Origin of the sequence: Microbulbifer celer (assembly GCF_020991125.1) — a bacterium.
GTDB classification, from domain to species: Bacteria; Pseudomonadota; Gammaproteobacteria; order Pseudomonadales; family Cellvibrionaceae; genus Microbulbifer; species Microbulbifer celer.
Genome location: NZ_CP087715.1, coordinates 198,050 through 216,006, shown reverse-complemented (window position 1 = coordinate 216,006; position 17,957 = coordinate 198,050). Strand labels below are relative to the sequence as shown.

At 52.9% G+C, this 17,957-nt stretch carries 10 protein-coding genes and 1 pseudogene; 3 read left to right on the top strand and 8 right to left on the bottom strand.

Annotation, left to right across the window (positions count from 1 at the left end):
- Window positions 1-18: 18 nt before the first annotated feature.
- From LPW13_RS00805 to ectA, 8 genes and pseudogenes are all read right to left on the bottom strand, one after another.
- Window positions 19-5,310 (bottom strand): RHS repeat-associated core domain-containing protein, encoded by a 5,292-nt coding sequence (locus LPW13_RS00805; RefSeq protein WP_230437555.1) that lies wholly within the window; start codon window positions 5,308-5,310, stop codon window positions 19-21.
- Between the two features lie 51 nt (window positions 5,311-5,361).
- Window positions 5,362-6,039 (bottom strand): annotated as a pseudogene (locus LPW13_RS18210) (hypothetical protein); the annotation flags it as partial.
- A gap of 1,311 nt (window positions 6,040-7,350) precedes the next feature.
- Window positions 7,351-8,769, bottom strand: coding sequence for a sodium/proline symporter (locus tag LPW13_RS00800; RefSeq protein WP_230437554.1), 1,419 nt, complete (start codon window positions 8,767-8,769; stop codon window positions 7,351-7,353).
- Window positions 8,770-8,876: 107 nt separating this feature from the next.
- Complete coding sequence (locus LPW13_RS00795; RefSeq protein ID WP_230437553.1) at window positions 8,877-9,866, bottom strand: tetratricopeptide repeat protein; 990 nt, start codon at window positions 9,864-9,866, stop codon at window positions 8,877-8,879.
- On the bottom strand, window positions 9,854-11,299 hold the full coding sequence (locus LPW13_RS00790) for an aspartate kinase (protein ID WP_230437552.1): 1,446 nt from the start codon (window positions 11,297-11,299) through the stop codon (window positions 9,854-9,856). Before LPW13_RS00790 ends, LPW13_RS00795 begins: the two co-directional genes overlap by 13 nt.
- A 94-nt stretch (window positions 11,300-11,393) precedes the next feature.
- The gene (locus LPW13_RS00785) at window positions 11,394-11,798 is read right to left on the bottom strand and encodes an ectoine synthase (protein WP_230437551.1); all 405 of its coding nucleotides are present in this window, start codon (window positions 11,796-11,798) and stop codon (window positions 11,394-11,396) included.
- An 83-nt stretch (window positions 11,799-11,881) separates the two neighbouring features.
- On the bottom strand, window positions 11,882-13,210 hold the full coding sequence (ectB, locus tag LPW13_RS00780) for a diaminobutyrate--2-oxoglutarate transaminase (RefSeq protein WP_230437550.1): 1,329 nt from the start codon (window positions 13,208-13,210) through the stop codon (window positions 11,882-11,884).
- Window positions 13,211-13,277: 67 nt separating this feature from the next.
- Window positions 13,278-13,889, bottom strand: coding sequence for a diaminobutyrate acetyltransferase (gene ectA, locus LPW13_RS00775; RefSeq protein ID WP_230437549.1), 612 nt, complete (start codon window positions 13,887-13,889; stop codon window positions 13,278-13,280).
- Between the two features lie 380 nt (window positions 13,890-14,269).
- Here ectA and LPW13_RS00770 point away from each other — a divergent pair, with 380 nt between their 5' ends.
- The 3 genes from LPW13_RS00770 (at window position 14,270) to LPW13_RS00760 (ending at window position 17,824) form a co-directional block, all read left to right on the top strand.
- The gene (locus LPW13_RS00770; protein ID WP_230437548.1) at window positions 14,270-14,785 is read left to right on the top strand and encodes a MarR family winged helix-turn-helix transcriptional regulator; all 516 of its coding nucleotides are present in this window, start codon (window positions 14,270-14,272) and stop codon (window positions 14,783-14,785) included.
- Window positions 14,786-15,244: 459 nt separating this feature from the next.
- Complete coding sequence (locus LPW13_RS00765; RefSeq protein WP_230437547.1) at window positions 15,245-16,228, top strand: FHA domain-containing protein; 984 nt, start codon at window positions 15,245-15,247, stop codon at window positions 16,226-16,228.
- Between the two features lie 84 nt (window positions 16,229-16,312).
- A complete protein-coding gene (locus LPW13_RS00760) occupies window positions 16,313-17,824 on the top strand; it encodes a serine/threonine-protein kinase (protein WP_230437546.1) in 1,512 nt (503 codons plus the stop codon).
- Window positions 17,825-17,957 lie beyond the last annotated feature (133 nt).

Genomic DNA, 17,957 nt, shown 5'->3' with positions numbered 1-17,957 from the left:
CACCTGTTATGCGACAACCTATTCATTATATATCGCATTACGTATCTTCCAATCCACCGGCTCCCAGACAACATTGTCTAAAATCTCATTCATAGTTCCTAGCGGGCCAGTACCATCACCATATGTATTCACATAAATTTTCGGCCCCTCCACAACAACACTCCTCACGACTTTGCCTGGATAAAGCAAGTGGTCACCCATTGTCACATTCACAACTGACATTCGATCATCATTAACAATATGTGTTACGTGTCCCAAGCCTGGAACATTTGCAACTTGTCCATTCTCAACGGAACTTGTCCCATCATATCCAGGTGCAGGGAATCGTTTCAGTGCTGAATAGACATTCTGCGCTGTACAACTAGTTGTCATCGTATGACAAATTTGGGTGCGTAATTCGTACTCATGATAATTTGGGTCGTTTGAATTGAACTGCGGATCCTCTTGTGCACACTCTCCGGTTTCTGGATCCGCATTACAAACAACTTCGTCAATTGTTTCATCCTCACCATCGGTCGATGAAGCTATAGCTATTTCTTCACCAGGAGTCCTACGGTTGTCATAGTAGTTACCGTATTCACGGATTACATCATTCCAGGTGGTCTCCTTAAATCCACTACCCAGCCGATTTCCAACAACATAGACGTCCCAGCCATCAGAGCTTCCTCCACCTGTCGAGTCGTGGAACTTCTGGCGGATTCCTATGAAACCACTAGGGTCAGTGAAATTAAGTGGACTGTTAAATACATAACTATAACGATTCCAACTTTGACTATTAGCTGGCGCCTGGACAAATGGGTCGGGACTCAGGAACCGGCCTAAGGTTGGGTCGTACAAACGCCCATTCATATGAATCAAACCAGTACGATCCAAATGTTCGTGACCAGTGAATCCTCTCTTGGTGGTCAATCCCTGGGCAGTGAGAACACTCTCCAAGTCACTAGCCGATATCTCGCTCTGCCAGCTGGTGTCGCGACGAGAACCAAATGCATCGAAGCTACTATCAAGAATGATATTGCCGGTTTCATCGGTAACCTTTTCAATGGAACCGAGATGATCTCTGTGTATGTATTCAAACGTTCCAAAAGAGATGCCTGCGATATCAGTAAGCGCCACGTGCTGGATATTTTTCTCTATCTGCACCTTTTGAATACGCTGGTAATCTGGATCATTCGCCGGAAGAACATCTTCATAGCCCCCGACTATAAACACCTTTTCTGATTGCATGGACTGACTCGCTTCATCCCACCATGCGCTTTCACGGTAGAACCTCTGCCCACTCGGACCGTACTTGAATCGATCTCGAGCCGTCGGTGTTTCCGTCGACTTGGAGCTACCCACCGTGATCTCCGTCGGCAGATGCCTTCCATTCCAGGTTATCCACTTATCGTCACCAGATACAGCGTCGTATCTGGTGATAGCTCCATTATTATCATAATGTAGGTTATATCCCTCTCCATTTACGGATACGTAACTGACAGCGTTGCGACCAGCATTACCGCCCTGTCCATATTGATAACCGCTGACACTAGCGTACTCAGAGTTAGTGCTAGTTTTCGATAAAATATTCCCTAACTTGTCATACTCGTTCGAGAGTGAACGAATCAAAGATCCATCCACTCTAGTATCCGAAGTTTTGAGTCGATTAATCGAGTCGTAGGTAAACTCTTCGCGCTTTACAGCGCCGACCGATGATACTCTGCTCTCCAGCGTTCCGTTAGTCCGCCACTCGTATGTATTATCCTGAATAGTACTTGCGCCCAGTGTCGCTATGGATTCAAGTTGCCCTGTCATCGGATCGTATACACGACTTGTCGCAACGCCATTTCCGTAGGTCTCTGCGATAGAGTGACCACCAGCTGTAGTATCTACGATGCTTTTAAGCGTGGAGCTACCATCTGTAATCGCTTCCAAATAGCCTGCAGAGTTATACTGATAATGCGCCTCAACGCCACTGGGGTAGGTGATGTATTGTAAGCGCCCCAGCCCGTCATAGTCATAATCATGACGATAGGACTTACTCAGCCCCCCGGCAACCAAAGCGGTGGTTTTATAATCAACTTTCGAGTCGATATAGAAATAGCTTTCACGGAAAATTTCCACGCCATCTTCTGTATAAACAGTGTTAGCGAGCTGGCCGATTGCACCTTCAGGGTCGTAATTCCAGTGAGCAACCCCATCAGAATTCGTCTTTTCTACAATGCGACCTAACTTATCATAGCGATAATCTATTTCTTGAAGTTTTCCATCAATCTGGTTCCAGACTTCATTAAGTGCGGTATAAGTTGTAGTGACTGTGCCCAAATTGGGATCAGATAGGAAGGTACGATTTCCTGCCGCATCGTAATCGAATGTTGACTCTGTTGCAGGGTCACCATTAATCACCACACTCTCAAGCAGCCCCATCCCATCATGCTCATAAACAGTCGATACCTGATCCACGGTCCCGAATGCATCGATCGTTTCAACCAGGTCACCCGCTACATTGTAGTGCGATACCTTCTTTTGCGTTTCAACAAAACTTCCACCGTGATCATATACATCCTCTTCAACAGTGACTTTCACTTTCCCTTCTGAAGACAGAGGACTATAAGTTGCTCTTACCTCACCGCCAGCAGCCTTTTGTATTGATTCAATTCGATTTCGAATATCGTACTTATAAATCGATATCGGTTTAGTTTCGTTTTCATAATACGGCTCGGTTTCCAAGTACAGGCGACCAGCCTCATCGTAGTTGTATTCCTTTCGCGACACCTTAGTGCCATCGAATGACTCGACATCAAGCTGTACCGGCCGACCGAGAATATCAAAGTATCGTTCAGAAAGAGGTGTAACCGGTGAACTTGTCGTCACCTTATATGCGGTAATTACATTGTTGTAAACAGGACAAGTAGAGGAATAACACACACTATAACTTGTCGTGAACTCGACACCATCAATATTCTTCCGAGAAATCTCTCGACCAAACTCATCGTATGTAGTTTCTGTTAACTTGGAATTAGCGTTGGTAATTTTTTTAGGCGCTCCAAATCGCTTGTCGTAAGTGACCGTCATCGGCTGTTCGAGCGCATTCGTGAGCTGGCTAGGGTACCGAGCATCGATGTAACCACTTGCGGAAGCTGTTCTTGTATCAACATTAACACCGAATGTTGTCTCCGTTAATACATTACCGTAGCCATCATAAGTATAGGTAGTAGATAACTCTAGGTCTGGGTCTTCAGGGAAACGTGTAACAGCTCCTACCTTATTACTACCTTGGTAGGGAATAGCGGTAACAATCTGGCTTCGATCAGGAGCTAAGTCACTTGCACCATCATAGTGATTTACTGCTTTACCGCTTACAAACCCAACTATCCAGGGAGAAACACGGTTATCGAGGGTAAAGACACTTTCGGTAGTTCGCTCTACTTCTGAAAAACTGGTAACCGAAACATCGCCCCAGGTACTACCAGGGGCACTAACCTGGGCATCCTGCGCATACACTTTTGTATGCACCTCTCCATCAATAAGTTCTCCATAGCCACTAATCAACTCCGTCGTCAGATCCGTTTCTTCTGCTACGTACCCAATGACTTCGTTGTTTTCAAGTTGTACCTGAAGCTTTTGCTTCACAAACGGATAGAGAGTAGAGCCGCCTACTACATCAAGAGAGAGAGATTGATAATGGAATTGTTGCGCTGTTAGACGCTGTAGATTGTCATCATAGTTTCCTTCGTACTGCTCGATACGCGCGACTTTCCCAATGTAAGGGAAATCGGAACGAAACTGTTTATAGGTAACGACTCCAGTCTCAGCGTCGGCGATTTTCTGTGCATAGTAGCCAAGGAAACCCCAGTGGTTCTCACTAACTAGACCCGTACCTTGGTAGCTGTAGCGAGTGACGTGCCAGCCATCGGCGAAGCCATTAGATCGATGCACTTCGGTGACAACACAGCGATACTCACCATTTACGGGATCCAGTAGTTTCACCCCTGGTGGTACCACACCCTCGCCAAAGGGACGCTCACTGAAAAGGCCATCGACAGAGCCTTCGCGCATCATCGCGTGATGAAATTGCGTCGTTTTACCTAAGCCGTCTGTGACCTCGCCCACACCTGTTTTAATATCAATTGGGTTTTCGCCGTCCGGATCTAGCCACCCAATAGATAAGGGTTCAAGGCATTCGGAGCTCTGCCCAAACTCGCCATACCCACAAAGCTGGACGTACTTCAGGCGCCGATATTCTTCGGTATCAGGTTCAGTAATAAGTCGGTATTCACGCTGTAGATTTCCATCCAAACTGACTTTGATGTGATGCAACAATACCAACTGTTCTTGCTCAATTTCACCATGGCTCAACGGTTGTGGTGGTGCATCATTCCGAGTCCCGTACAAAAACTCGATTTTTGCATCTGCATTGTTTCCATAAGTAATCTCAAGCGGATAATTGATACCCTCAACTGTATCGCGGTGGTAAAGATAGTTAATTTCGTTACCAAAGGAGTCTTCGACCCTATTTAGCGTCCATCCAAAGTGCACTGAGCTTCCGGCCTTCAGTCGGCTATCAGCTGTCTTTCCGTATTCCTTAACCTCACCACTTGGCTCGGACACTTGGAACCACGTTTTTCCATTTAGAACTTTCAACTCGATTAGGCGAAAGCTATCACGCAAAGTTCTGTACGTTGCACCTGCCTGCCAATGTGCCCCTGAAACAAGAACAAGCGGCTCACCGTCCAAACAGATTGAGTCAGTGGTATCGAGTTCAATTGAATCTTCCGCCGGTCGATTTTTCACACACCGACGGATAGCGCTCATACCGGAAATACGCCAGCCGTAACCGAGAATATCTTCGGGCAAAACCTCATTATTACGCTCTCGATATCGCGCGCCAGAGTAGTGGATACCGACATTTGGCATAAGACCATTAACGCCAGGAGCAACTTCCACTGGTACTGAAACAGCAGCATCCCCTTGGTAGGTCACGCTTGCGTCATATTCGATGCTGCCAGGGCTTGTAGCAGAAGTTAACGATACCGCGGGAGCCACCCCCTCTAAGTTATGCACATCAATCCAAGCCGTAGTAGCCCATGAATTGGCACACGCATCGACATTACAACCCTTCACGCGATACTGATATTTATCTGCAATATCTCCTCTAGCTTCAAATATACGACTTAGAGGCCCGCCAGTAGGCTCAATTTCATGCCAGCCAGCAACGCCACATGTCGCGCCCCCCAATTTGCACCGTCTTTCCAGTTTATAGGAAGTCACGCTGCCGGATGGTAATTTCCAACGAATGTCATAGTCACCGTAGTCACTCTCCTCAGGCAACTTATCGAACGATGCTGTGCTAGGTGGGGGAATCGGTATATCGACTACTACCACCTTTGCAGGAGACCAGTCGCCACACCCTCGTCCATTACATGCGCGTGCTTGAAATCGATATTGACCTTCGGACCCGGTCTCCAAGTTAATTGTCTTTTTCGTACTAGTTCCGTTATTGGTGGCGCTGTCATCCCATTTGGTACAACTTGAATCGCCCCATTTAGATTGGCCTGGAATCTTGCACTGAAGTTCATATCTAGTCACAGTATCGAACTGACCAGATACTGGACTCCATGCAACCTGAAACGCTGTTGTTTGGGTCCCAGACCCGGGCTGTGTAAATGAGCCAACTGGATCCGGTTTTCGGTTAACAGTTATGGTACTCGAGTAGCGGAAATCCCCCCAATTGGTAGTGCTTCCAACTGTTGTGAATGCGCGAACACGATATCGATAGGTACCATCCGCTAGCCTTCCAGATGACGGCCTTTGGATTGATCGAGTTGTAGTACTTGACTTCCTGTAGACCTGTGACCAGCCACCGCCATTTACTTGTTGCTGAACTTGATAGCCTGTGATTTTCGGAGGTGTCTGAGACGTCCCCCAGTTGAATTTAAACTGGCCATTTCTGTCTACTGAACCACTAGTTATTTCTGAAAAACTGGCGCTAGTTGGCCTATTAGGCTTAAGGGCTACATCGACATAGTGAAAGGCTGACTGATAGCCGTCTGGTTCCATGCATGTACTGTAGTAAAATTGCAAGCAGGTAGTAGCTACCGTAAGCTTAAACCTATACTTACCAGATTCGCCAAGAGAAACGTCTTTGTAGTTTTTACCCAGGGTATCCGATCTACCTAAGGTTTCTCCGTCCCGCGATATATAGAAACTAGATACGTACCCACTATTTCCTTCCAGATTAATCCTAAACTGACCAGTCTTATCTGTCGTCGGTCCGGATAACCCTACAGCAAGAGCCGAACTTGCCACAAAAAACAGTATGAATCCCGAAATTCTTCTTAGAATTTTTGTCACTTGATTTTCCCCAGAAAATACTGACTGGAAGCGATGTCCAGTCTATCCCCCTAACTTAATTTGGCGGAAATCCTAGCATTACCCTGTCTCGATTGAAGGGCTGGGGCTCCAACTTAGAGTTTTTGACCACGCTTGACTAAAGACGCTCTGTGAATACTTCCCTAAGAAATAAAGATTAATAGACTTATGGCCTTCCACACCCGCAATACCAGTAACTATTGGTGACGAAATTTTTACTGGCATGAAAAAATCTTTATTCAACTCCTTCAATATAATCCACTTTTTTTGGCTGATGACACTGAACGGTCAATACACAGGCTGAGCTTTTTTTGCCCAGAAACTAAATGGTAAGCTTTGTTCTCTATTCCCTTCAATTTGAACTGGACCATTCATAGCGCATCAAATGCTGACTTCCATTCACTTCAGAACTCCTCGCCAGTGAATTAACCACATAGCCCCGCTACATTAAAAACCCCAAACTATCAGGGCAGTATTAATATCCCTTCTAATAGATTCATATTCACAGATCACATAATGGAAAGTTCAGTGCTGCTCGAATAGGCCCTCTTATATTTGCGCGCGGAATCGAGAGAGCCAAGTTGAATTTATTACAAAAAAGGGGGCCATAGATACTATAAGTGGCCAAATGGCAGTCAAGATTGAAATGAATGAAAGAAGTTTTCTTACAACCTGCTATCTATAGAACCGCCTTCGATTCTAAATGGCCTTGAACCACACGAATATCTGGCAAGGCATCGATGGCGGATAATAGAGCGAGGGTGAAATCGGAGCTACGAAGCGCATTGCCAGAATTGAAGGCAAAGTGCCGGGTATTCCTTTCAGGAGCGTCGGCGACAGGGGCCGAAGGCGCCGCGTTGAAGCGGCCGGGCCACGTCGCCGCCGCAGCGTACAGGGAAGTGTCCACAGGTGGGGGGCGGCTAGCTCGGTCCCGAAAAGGAATACCCGGTGCTTCGCCGCCACCCGAGTAGAACCAAAGCTCGGCAGGCACAGGACCAATCACGCGTTCACGGTGCGCCCAACAGGTTCCCGGGCCAGAAATCGGCCAACCGCAAAGGTCACCAATCCCATCAGGATACCCGGCATACCTTCGTACACAAATGCCTGCCAGCCCAGCCAGCGCCAGATCAGTGCCGTTGCCAGCCCCAACACGCTCATGATGATCGCCAGGCGCTGGGACGGACGGCCACCGGCGGCGAGCACCATCAGCAGCGGGCCGAAGGCCGAGGCCAGAGCCGACCAGGACATCACCACCAGGCTGAACACACTCTGCTGATTTACCAATGCCCAGACCACCGCCAGGGTAGTGATTCCCAAGGTCGCGATTTTCAGTATCCGGGTATCTTCGGTGCGCTTGGGCAGTAGATCGCTGGTCAGTGCCGCAGAACAGCTCAGCACCAGGGAATCGGCAGTGGACATAGTCGCCGCAAAAATACCCGCCAGAATCAGCCCCACCAGCGCCGGCGGCAACAGTTCCATCGCCATCATTGGCAACGCCAGCTCTGCGTCGAATGTTCCCGGGTCACTGAGCAGGATGCGAGACAGCATACCCACCGCAGTGGCCATCATGTAGAACACCGTAAACCACAGGTAGTACCAGCAACGCGCCTGTACCATGCGGCCGGCATCGTCCAGCGCCATAAAGCGCACCATGACATGGGGCTGGCCTACCACCGAGATACCGGCAAACAGCCAGCCCAAGGCAAACAGCACGAGACCAGCAATGCCCGGCAGTGCCAGATCCTGCGGGTACAGGTCGAGATAGCCCTCTACCTGTCCCATCGCCGTCCAGGCGGCGCCGAGGCCACCGATGGAACTGGTGGCCACAACCAGCAACAGGCCCATGGCTACCACCATCACGATGGACTGGGCTGCATCGGTCCAGATGGAAGCGCGGATACCGCCGGCCAGGCAGTAGGCAGCGACGATAATGCCGCCGATCACGGCACCACTCCAGGCGGGCATTCCGAGGACCACCGAAAGCGCCTTGCTACCGGCAACCAGCTGGGCACTGGCGTAAGCGAGAAGAAATATCAAAGACAATAATCCGGCGAGTTTTTGCCAACCGGCGAAGCGGGTGCCGTTCCAGCTGGCCAGCACGCCCGCGTAGCTGGACTCGCCACTACGTTTCGCGGCCTCGCGCAGGTTTTTGTGCATCCACAGGGAACCGAGGAAATCCCCCAGAATCCACCCCACCATCATCCAGATGGAAGCGAGGCCCGTCGCGTAGGTATAACCGATCACGCCAATAAACATATAACCGCTGTTGTTGGTGGCAACAGCGGAAAGCCCCACCAGCATCGGGTGCACGTCCTGACTCGCGAGATAGTAGTCTTTTTTGGTACCGCGACTTTTGCGGAATGAGCTGATCCCGACCGCGGCAAACATACCCAGGAATAATAGGAAACTGATAAGCACGACTTCTCCCCTTTGTCGTTTTTATTAAATATGGCGTGTTTCTTTGCTAATTCGGGCAGAACATCAGACCCGCATCAGAATTTACGGCACTAACATTTCAGACAGTCTCATCCCTTGAGGCTTCCCTCGTCTGACTGAATCCCCATCAGTTCAACAAATGGCTGGTATTCGTGCAACTTGTTAAACGCGGAGTCCTCCAGCGCTTCATCCCGGTAGGTAACTGAAATATCCAGTGCTTTGGACAGGTATTCCACCGCCTCATCACATTGCTCCAGATAAGCGTAGGCACAGCCCAATTGGTAATAAGCGTTGCCGTTCTGACTATCAATCTGCAACGCCTGAAGACAGAGATTGATCGCCCACTGAGGCTCGTCCAACTCCAGTACTGCATCTGCTTTGTAGGTCAGCGCCTCACCATCATTGGGACGCAACTTCAGGATCTGATCGTAAACCGCAATTTTACCGGTAGGCGTCTGTTCGCGACCGGCGCGCAGCCATAGGGAATGGACTTCCTGGGTGAGCTCAATTTCATCGCGGTTGTCTTCAATATGCTGGGTCTTTTCCGACAGCTGCTCTTCAATACTGCGCAAACGCGCCTCGTACTGCTCTACCAGTTTGGAGATTTCTTCGTTGGCGAGGCTGTGGACCTTCTCCTTCACGTCGCGAATGGAAGTCCAACCCATGATCACCAGCAGGGAACTGAAGCCCGCGATCAGGTAAAAGAAGTAGGTAATGGTATCCGTGGCGTATGAAATCGCCTTGTCCGCGGCGCTCAGCTGCCGGTCGGTGATACTTTCTGTGAGGGATACCTTTTGCGCGGCCATATCGGTACGCAACTGTTTGAGCTCATCCAGCACATAGCGCTCGATGAAGGGGGAATAGAGGGGCTTCTCGAGCTCATCAACCGCCCGCTCGGCACGGCGTTGTTGTTGCTGCTGCTCCGCAGTGGCCGTCTCCGTTTGTCCAGAAACCTCTGCAGGCTCCTGGTCTTGCGCGAGGGAGCAGGTGGCAAAAAACAGGCCGCCACACAGCGCGAAGACACGCAGATACCAAAACGGCGGGCAAATGCCCGCCGTTTGCGATACTACGCTGCGCATATCGCTTCGCCGTGCTCGTGCACTTCCACCAGTGCCTCGTGCAGGCTCTTGACCGCGACTTCATAATCGCTTTCGTCGACCACAAACTGCATGTCCACCTGACGCATGGACTGATGTACTGCAAGGATGCTGAGACCGGATTTGGCCAGTGCGCTCACCGCGCGGGACAACATACCGGAAATTTTCATGTCGCTGCCAATCGCCGAAACAACCGCAACTTTACGTACCTGCATATCGCAGTCCGGGAAGCGCTCGCCAATCGCACTCTTTATACGCTTGACGGTTTTCAGGTTGTTACCCAGATAGTGGGTAATGGTGTTGGCGTTGATATCCTTGGTCACCACACTGCCTTTGAAGCGTGCGATGATTTCGTTAATGGCGCGGTCGTACACGGTCATGCTGCCCATCATGTCCTGATCGAAACATTCAACAGCATAGATGCTTTTGCGCCCCGCAATGATTTCCACCTGCGGCTTCTCACTGACGTAATCACCGGTCACCAGGGTACCGCGGTGTTCCGGCTCAAAGGTGTTCATGATCCGCAGGGGGATTTCCTGCTGGCGCAGACCTTTAGCCGCGCGCGGGTGGATGGCTTCCATCCCCAGATTGGCGAGCTGGTCCGCCACATCGTAGTTGGTGCGGCCGATGGGTACGGCCTGCTCTTCCCCGACCAGGCGGGGATCGGCACTACTCAGGTGATATTCCTTGTGAATGATCGCTTCGCTGGCATCGGTCTTTACCGCGAGACGGCTGAACGTCATCTCACTGTAACCGCGGGCGAAGGTTTTCATCAGGCCGTCGGCAGTGTGCGCGTACCCGGTCACAATCGGCAGCTCGGTGGCCAGATCAACGTCCGCAAACGCACGCTCGATACGCGCGTCCAGGGTCATGTGATCGCCATCGCGCCAACCAGTCAGGTCAACAAAACGCGCATTTACACCTTCCTGCTTCAGCAGTTGCACGGTATTCCAGGCACTGTGGGCTTCCCCCAGGCTCGCGAGCATTTCACTCACGGTATCCAGATGACCTTCCAGGGCAAAGTGACCGTGCTGACACACCCGCTCCAGGTCCGACAGGCAGTTGGCCGCATCGTCCAGGCGCTCACCAATAAACTGGTTGGCTTTGGTCAGTGTCGCCTGGTCGGTAAACAGACTCGCGTTGATTTCTTCCATGCGTTCGCGCAGACCGCGCACCGCATCGGACCACTCCATCTCGTCGTCCGCACCGGCAAACAGGGCAAAGACACCCGGCTGACCAGACTTTTTGTGCTCTAGCAGCAGGTCGGTAATACCGCCGTAGGCTGAGACCACGAAAATGCGCTGGTACAACCCCTCGGCTTTCGCTCTGCCATTTTTAAAAATGATGTTATCGCGTACGGCCTGGTAGTCGCTCATGGACGTACCGCCGATTTTTTCCACCGTATGAATCTTCATGGGTTCCTTGTTTGCCTTGTGCGTGAGTTGCAAGTGTGGGGCGCGGTTAGTCGCACCCCAGAACTCCAACGCCTTGTTGTTGGGCGCGGACGGCTTATTTTTCGTCCGATACCTCTTCCGCATCCAGCTCGTATGCGCCTTCCGCGTTGTGTACTTCTTTGCCGTGCAGCGGCGGGTTGAAGACACAGGCCATTTTCATTTCAGTTTTGCCTTTGAGCACGTGTTTATCATGCTTGTCCAGCAGGTAGATGGTTCCCGGAGTAATCTCGTGCACCACACCATCGGACTCCGCCATCACAGAACCTTCACCGGAAATGCAGTACACGGACTCCAGGTGGTTCTGATAGTGCAGGTGCAGCTCGGCGCCTTCGTAAATGGTGGTGATGTGGAAGGAAAAGCCCATGTTGTCGTTCTTGAGCGCCAGACGGGTGCTTTCCCAGCCTTCTGAAACAATACGACGGTCAGTTTTTTCACAATCTTGTAGTTGACGAACGATCATGTTCTACCTCTAATTTCTCGGTGTTCACTTGTAAAAAGAAGCCGCTTTGCGACTTCTTTCCGTTAACTCAATTTCCGGGCCGATCAGGCCGCGGCTTCGGTGCCTTCCTCAGAAGAGGACTCATCGTCAGCGAAGAAATCGTGCTCTTCCGGAACGTCCTGCCCTTTGAGCACCTTGGCTACCGCTTGTTCCACGATATCCAGTGCTTTGGTCAGGTTTTCGTCGCTGATGGTCAGTGGGCACAGGGTTTTCACTACGTGATCTTCCGCACCACTGGTCTCAATCACCAGGCCATGCTTGAACGCTTCACGGGTGATCTCGCTGGCCAGATCGCCGCTGACGCAGTTCAGACCGCGGAACATACCGCGACCGCGGGTAGTCATGTTGCCGTCACCGTATTTATCGACGATGGTCTCCAGGCGCTGGCCGATATAGTCACCCTTACGCTGTACTTCCTTGGCAAACTTGTCGTCGCTCCAGAAGTTGTCGATCGCAGCCTTGGCAGTAACGAACGCCAGATTGTTACCGCGGAAGGTACCGTTGTGCTCACCCGGCTTCCACTGGTCCAGCTCCGGCTTCATCAGCACAACAGCGAACGGCAAGCCATAACCACTGAGGGATTTGGACAGGGTAACGATGTCCGGCTTGATGCCCGCCTCTTCAAAGCTGAAGTAACTGCCGGTACGGCCGCAACCAGCCTGAATGTCATCGACGATCAGCAGCACGTCATGCTTGGTACATACGTCCTGCAGGTTGCGCAGCCATTCGAAGCTGGCGGCGTTGATGCCACCCTCACCCTGCACGGTTTCGACCATTACCGCCGCCGGCAGATCGATACCGCTGGATGAGTCGCTCAGCACCTTGTCCAGGTATGCTGTGGTGTCGATATCATCCCCCAGGTAGCCTTCGTACGGAATGCGGGAAACGCCGCTCATGCTTACGCCGGCAGCACCGCGGTGATGGGAGTTACCGGTAGCGGCCAGGGCGCCCATGCTGCAGCCGTGGAAGCCGTTGGTGAAGGAAATGATGTTCTCGCGGCCTTTGTACTTGCGCGCGATTTTCAGCGCAGCTTCTACCGCGTTGGTTCCGGTCGGGCCGGTGAACTGCATGACATAGGACATGTCGCGCGGCTTCAGGATGTGCTCGTAAAAAGACTCCAGGAACTCGCGCTTGGCCTTGGTGTGTAGGTCCAGACCGTGAGTAATGCCGTCCTGCTCGATGTACTCGAGCAGCGCTTTCTTGAAGATCGGGTTGTTGTGCCCGTAGTTCAGGGTGCCGGCACCGGCGAGGAAGTCCAGGTACTGGTTGCCTTCTTCGTCGTACAGGTACTCGCCCTGCGCCTTGTTGAATACGCGCGGGAAAGAACGGGCATAACTCTGAACTTCTGATTCGATTTCTTCAAAAACTTTCATGATTCCAACCTTTTGAGTGGATTATCTAAATACGGATTCGGAAAACTGTGACGGGCCCGCTGCGGTATCAGAGAGCGCTGCTGCCGGCAGACTGACCCGCAAACGGACCAATTCGCAGCAACATCTCACTGTCGTGACGCCCCAGGAAATGGCGCTCGCGGTCAAACATCACGGAATCGTTACATTCGGCTTCGAGCTTGCGCGCGAGACTGCGGAACAACGCCCAGGAGGCGTCGTTGTCCGGTGTAATCGTGGTTTCTACGAAACGCACCTCACTGCAGGCCGGGCGCTGCAGTATCTCGCGCAGCATACGGCCGGCGAGCCCCATGCCACGGCCCTGCTCCGCCACCGCTACCTGCCATACAAACAGGGTGTCGGGACGATCGGGCACGATGTAACCGGAAATGAACCCCACCAACGCACCATTCAATTCGGCAGCGACACTGGTGGCGGAAAAATGGCTGGTCTGCAACAGGTTGCAGTAAATGGAGTTTTCATCCAAAGGCGGGCAGCGGCCAATCAGATCATGCACATGAGCACCGTCTTCACTGACCGGGCGGCGCAGTACTACTTTTTTAGCGCCGATTTCGGCGGAATCGTTGGGCGACTGCGCCGACGTGACCTTTTCGTCACTGGGTTCTTCATCCTTGCCTTCTTTACCTTCGCTGCTAGCGCTCAAATCAACACCTTTAGTTGTCAAATAATTAGACCTGGATCGACCGTTCGGTAGCGGGCAACCTGGATCCCTTAAGACCAGCTTATACCCCGGAAGTGTGACGCCTGGTTGACGTTCACACGAGAAAATTATTTACTGGTCTAAACAATTAAATCTATAGTACTCTAAACATTATCCACGACGCAAGGCCGAGGCTCATGCCACCAGATCAAAATACAAACACCCCTAAGGCGGAGGAAGACAGGCCCAGCGGCCACAGCGCACCCTCTGGCGGGCGCGCCCAAACCGCACACGGGCGTCAGCAAACAGTTGACAAAGACGCCCCAGCACATAAAGTCAGCCGCGGGCAACTATCCCGCCGCGAACTCGAGAGCCTGCTGCTGATGGATAAGATTGAAGAAGTACTGATCACCCTGCGCCGCCTGATCCGCGCCACCGACCTGCACTCCAAGCAGCTGGTAAAAACCGCCGGGCTTACCGCGCCACAACTACTGTTGTTGCAGGCCATTCGCGAACAGGGCCAGGTCACCATCGGCGCCCTGGCCAAAGAAATCAGCCTCAGCCAGGCAACCGTCACCACTATTCTAGACCGCCTGGAAAAACGCGGATTGGTTTATCGCGAGCGCTCATCAGAAGACAAGCGCAAAGTGCACGCTCACCTGACGGACAAGGGCATGGATATCATTCGCGATGCGCCCACTCCCCTTCAGGAGCATTTCGTGCGCCAGTTCCGCGACCTGCGGGAATGGGAACAATCCATGATCATCTCCTCCCTGCAACGGGTCGCCCTGATGATGGACGCAGAGCATATCGACGCCTCCCCGGTTCTGGACGTGGGCGACCTGGACCGCAAAGACAGCCGCAACCTGCCTTCCCAGCTCCCCCACGGAGAAAGGTGACCTGGAGCAAGACAGGCCCCTGAAAAGCCTCGCAAAAAGTGTCACAAATGGTCACAAGGCAATCTCTGTCTGGTTTATAAGCAATTCTCATTCAATCATTGCATTCGTTCCGCAGTCCGGTATAAATAACCCAACAACACTGAAGTCTCTGCGGTTTACTCCGTTAGTGACCACTTACTCAAGACAGGGGCCGAGCACGTGCCCGGCACCGCTGGAAAAGCGTTTATACGGACTTGACTCCCGCTGGGGGCCATGGTTGGCGGTATGTATGACGTGCAGCGCTCCCGGCGAAATCACTCGCTCGCATCACACGATGTAGCGCCCGGCACAAAGCCGTGTCCGGTGTCACTCCCGGTTACCCGAAGACACCATCTGCCTCTGTCTTGCAGAACACTGTAATTGCGCCTCGCCAACTTGCGCAGAGGCCAACTGCAGCATTTTTTGAGGGAAGGGGGAAACATGGCTTGCCTGCAGCATCCCGATCGGGATCAGCCTGTCTATCTATTGGCGCACCACACCATTGGCCGCCGTGCAGGGGCTGCCGATACGCGTATCACCGCGCCCGAGATTTCCGGAATTCACGCCTCTATCCAGTGGAGCGGCTGTCAGTGGGTAATCCGCGACCTCAGCCGTAACGGCACCTGGGTCAATGGCATTCAACTGATCCCCGCGAAAAATCAGCCCCTGGGGCTCGGCGACGAAATATGCTTCGGCCGTGCCGGCAACCCGGTGTGGAAAGTGGAAAACCTAGACCCGCCGGAAAACCTGCTGCTCGACCTGCACAGCGGCGAGGCGCAATCCCTGGAAAGCTACCACCTGCTGCCAGACGAACACGACCCCATCGCCAGCCTGCACTTCAATCCCGTGAACGGGGTGTGGATCTATGAACTGCTGGACGGCTCAGATACCCGCGAAACCGCGCGTATCGTCAATCACGGCAGCCGTATCGATTGCGCCCGCGACAGCTGGGAGCTGTTTCTCGGCAACAGTCAGGGGGCTACCACCGAACTGGCGATGAAGAACCTGTGTATCTCAGACTTCCGCCTGCGCCTTACCGTCAGCCACCATGAAGAACACGTTCAGCTACAGCTGACCAAGTCCGACCTCACCGTAGACCTGGCGGCGCGCTCGCACAATTACCTTCTGCTGTACCTCGCGCGGGCCAGAATCCGCGACCTCAACCGCGGCATCGATGTGCCAGACCAGGGCTGGGTGGCCATCGATCTGGCCACACGGGAACTGGGCATCACAGTCAATCACCTCAATACGCAGATTTTCCGGGCGCGCAAGCAGATCTCCAACAGCCTGCCAGACGCCATTGACACCTCCAGCCTGGTAGAGCGCCGATCTCATGAGATGCGTCTTGGCTGTAACCAGCTGGATATCTTCAAGGGGTCACAGAAAGAGATCATAGAGGCCAGCACCGAGGCGGCCACCGAGTAATACCAGATACGACACACCTGCAGGGAGCATACAACCAGGGACGGCGATGCGCAGGTAATCGTAATAACCGCAGCCAGTACTGAAATGAACCCACAGCAGTCGCCCTTCCATATCGGACGCTACCTCGTCACCGGCAAACTCGGCGCCGGCGGTATGGGTGTGGTGTATCTGGCCAGCGATGAACACCTGAACCGCCAGGTGGCCATCAAAAAACTCCACGCCAACCCCAACAGCAGCAATGCCCACCAGCGCATCCGTCAGGAAGCGCGGCTGCTGGCACAACTCAACCACAACAACATCGTACAGATTTACGATGTGGTGGAAGACGGCGCCGATATCGCCCTGGTAATGGAGTACGTGGACGGTTGCAGCCTGGACCGCTGGCAACGGGAGCGGGAACCGAACCTGCGCCAGAAACTGCAACTGCTGAAGCAGATCTGCGAAGGCCTCACCCGCGCCCACAGCGCCGGCATCATCCACCGCGACCTGAAAGCGGAAAATGTGCTGGTGGACTCCAGCAACACCATCAAGATCACCGACTTCGGCATCGCCAAGAACTGGCTCGAAGACAGCCAGATCACCCGCGAACAGCACGTTGCCGGCAGCTGGGGCGCCATGTCGCCGGAGCAGGCCCAGGGCAAACCCCTGGACAACCGCAGCGACCTGTTTGCGTTTGGCGTACTCGCCTATCGCCTGCTGTGCGGGCAGAATCCGTTTGGCGACGGCAGCAGCCCGTATACGGTGATCGATCGCATCGTCAACAACCCCCATCCACCGGCGATAAAGCTCAACCCGGACCTGCCACAAGCACTGTGCGACCTGCTCGATCGCCTGCTGGCCAAAAACCCGGACCAGCGGCCCTTTAACGCCGCCGCGGTGGCGGCAGAGATCGAGCACCTGTTGCAGGATGAACGTCACAGCACCGACAGCTTTACCCGCACCGAAAGTGTCACCGCAACGGTGGAAAGCTACTACCATCGCCAGCACCGCAAGCGCCGCTGGCAGAAATGGTTGTTGATCCCCTCCGCCGTTGTCGGCTGCCTTGCCCTATTGGCCACACTCGCTTATTTCGGTTTCACCCAGATGCCAGAACATGAAACCGAAGGGCGCTATATCGCCGTTGTCAGCCCTGACTGGCAACCGGATTCCGACGCACAGCGATTGCTCAAAAGCAACGTAATGAGCGCCCTGAAGCAAGGACTTTCCACCCGCGATGGCCTGCTTCTGATCCCTTTCAGCGAGTCGCGGAAATTTGCCGGGCAATCACTGGAGCAGCAGGCTCGCGCGCTCAATGCACAACTGCTCCTCGTCCCGCAACTGGACTGCAACGACACGACCTGCGAGCTCACACTGGATCTGATAAACGCCAATAGCTTTGCCGTCGTCGCCAGCCGCAGCACGCACCTGGCACCAACCGAAAGCCTGGGCAGCCGCTCGCGCACTCTTTACCAACTCAATTACCTGCTGCCGGACTACCCGGCAAACGATGCTGGCGACATACAGCCAATCAGTGCGCAGCACTACCAGCGCTACCTGGAACTATTTTTGAGCAAAGAGACGACGAACGGCACCAGAAAGAAATTCTCGACGCATTAGAACAGTTACAACAAAAAGCCAGCACCTTTGCCCCCCTGTACGAGTTCTATGCGGCAATCGCCTTCGATTACAAGTACAACAGCAACAGCACAGAGGCAGGAGAGCGACTGGCGGCCATCCTGCAGCAGGTGCC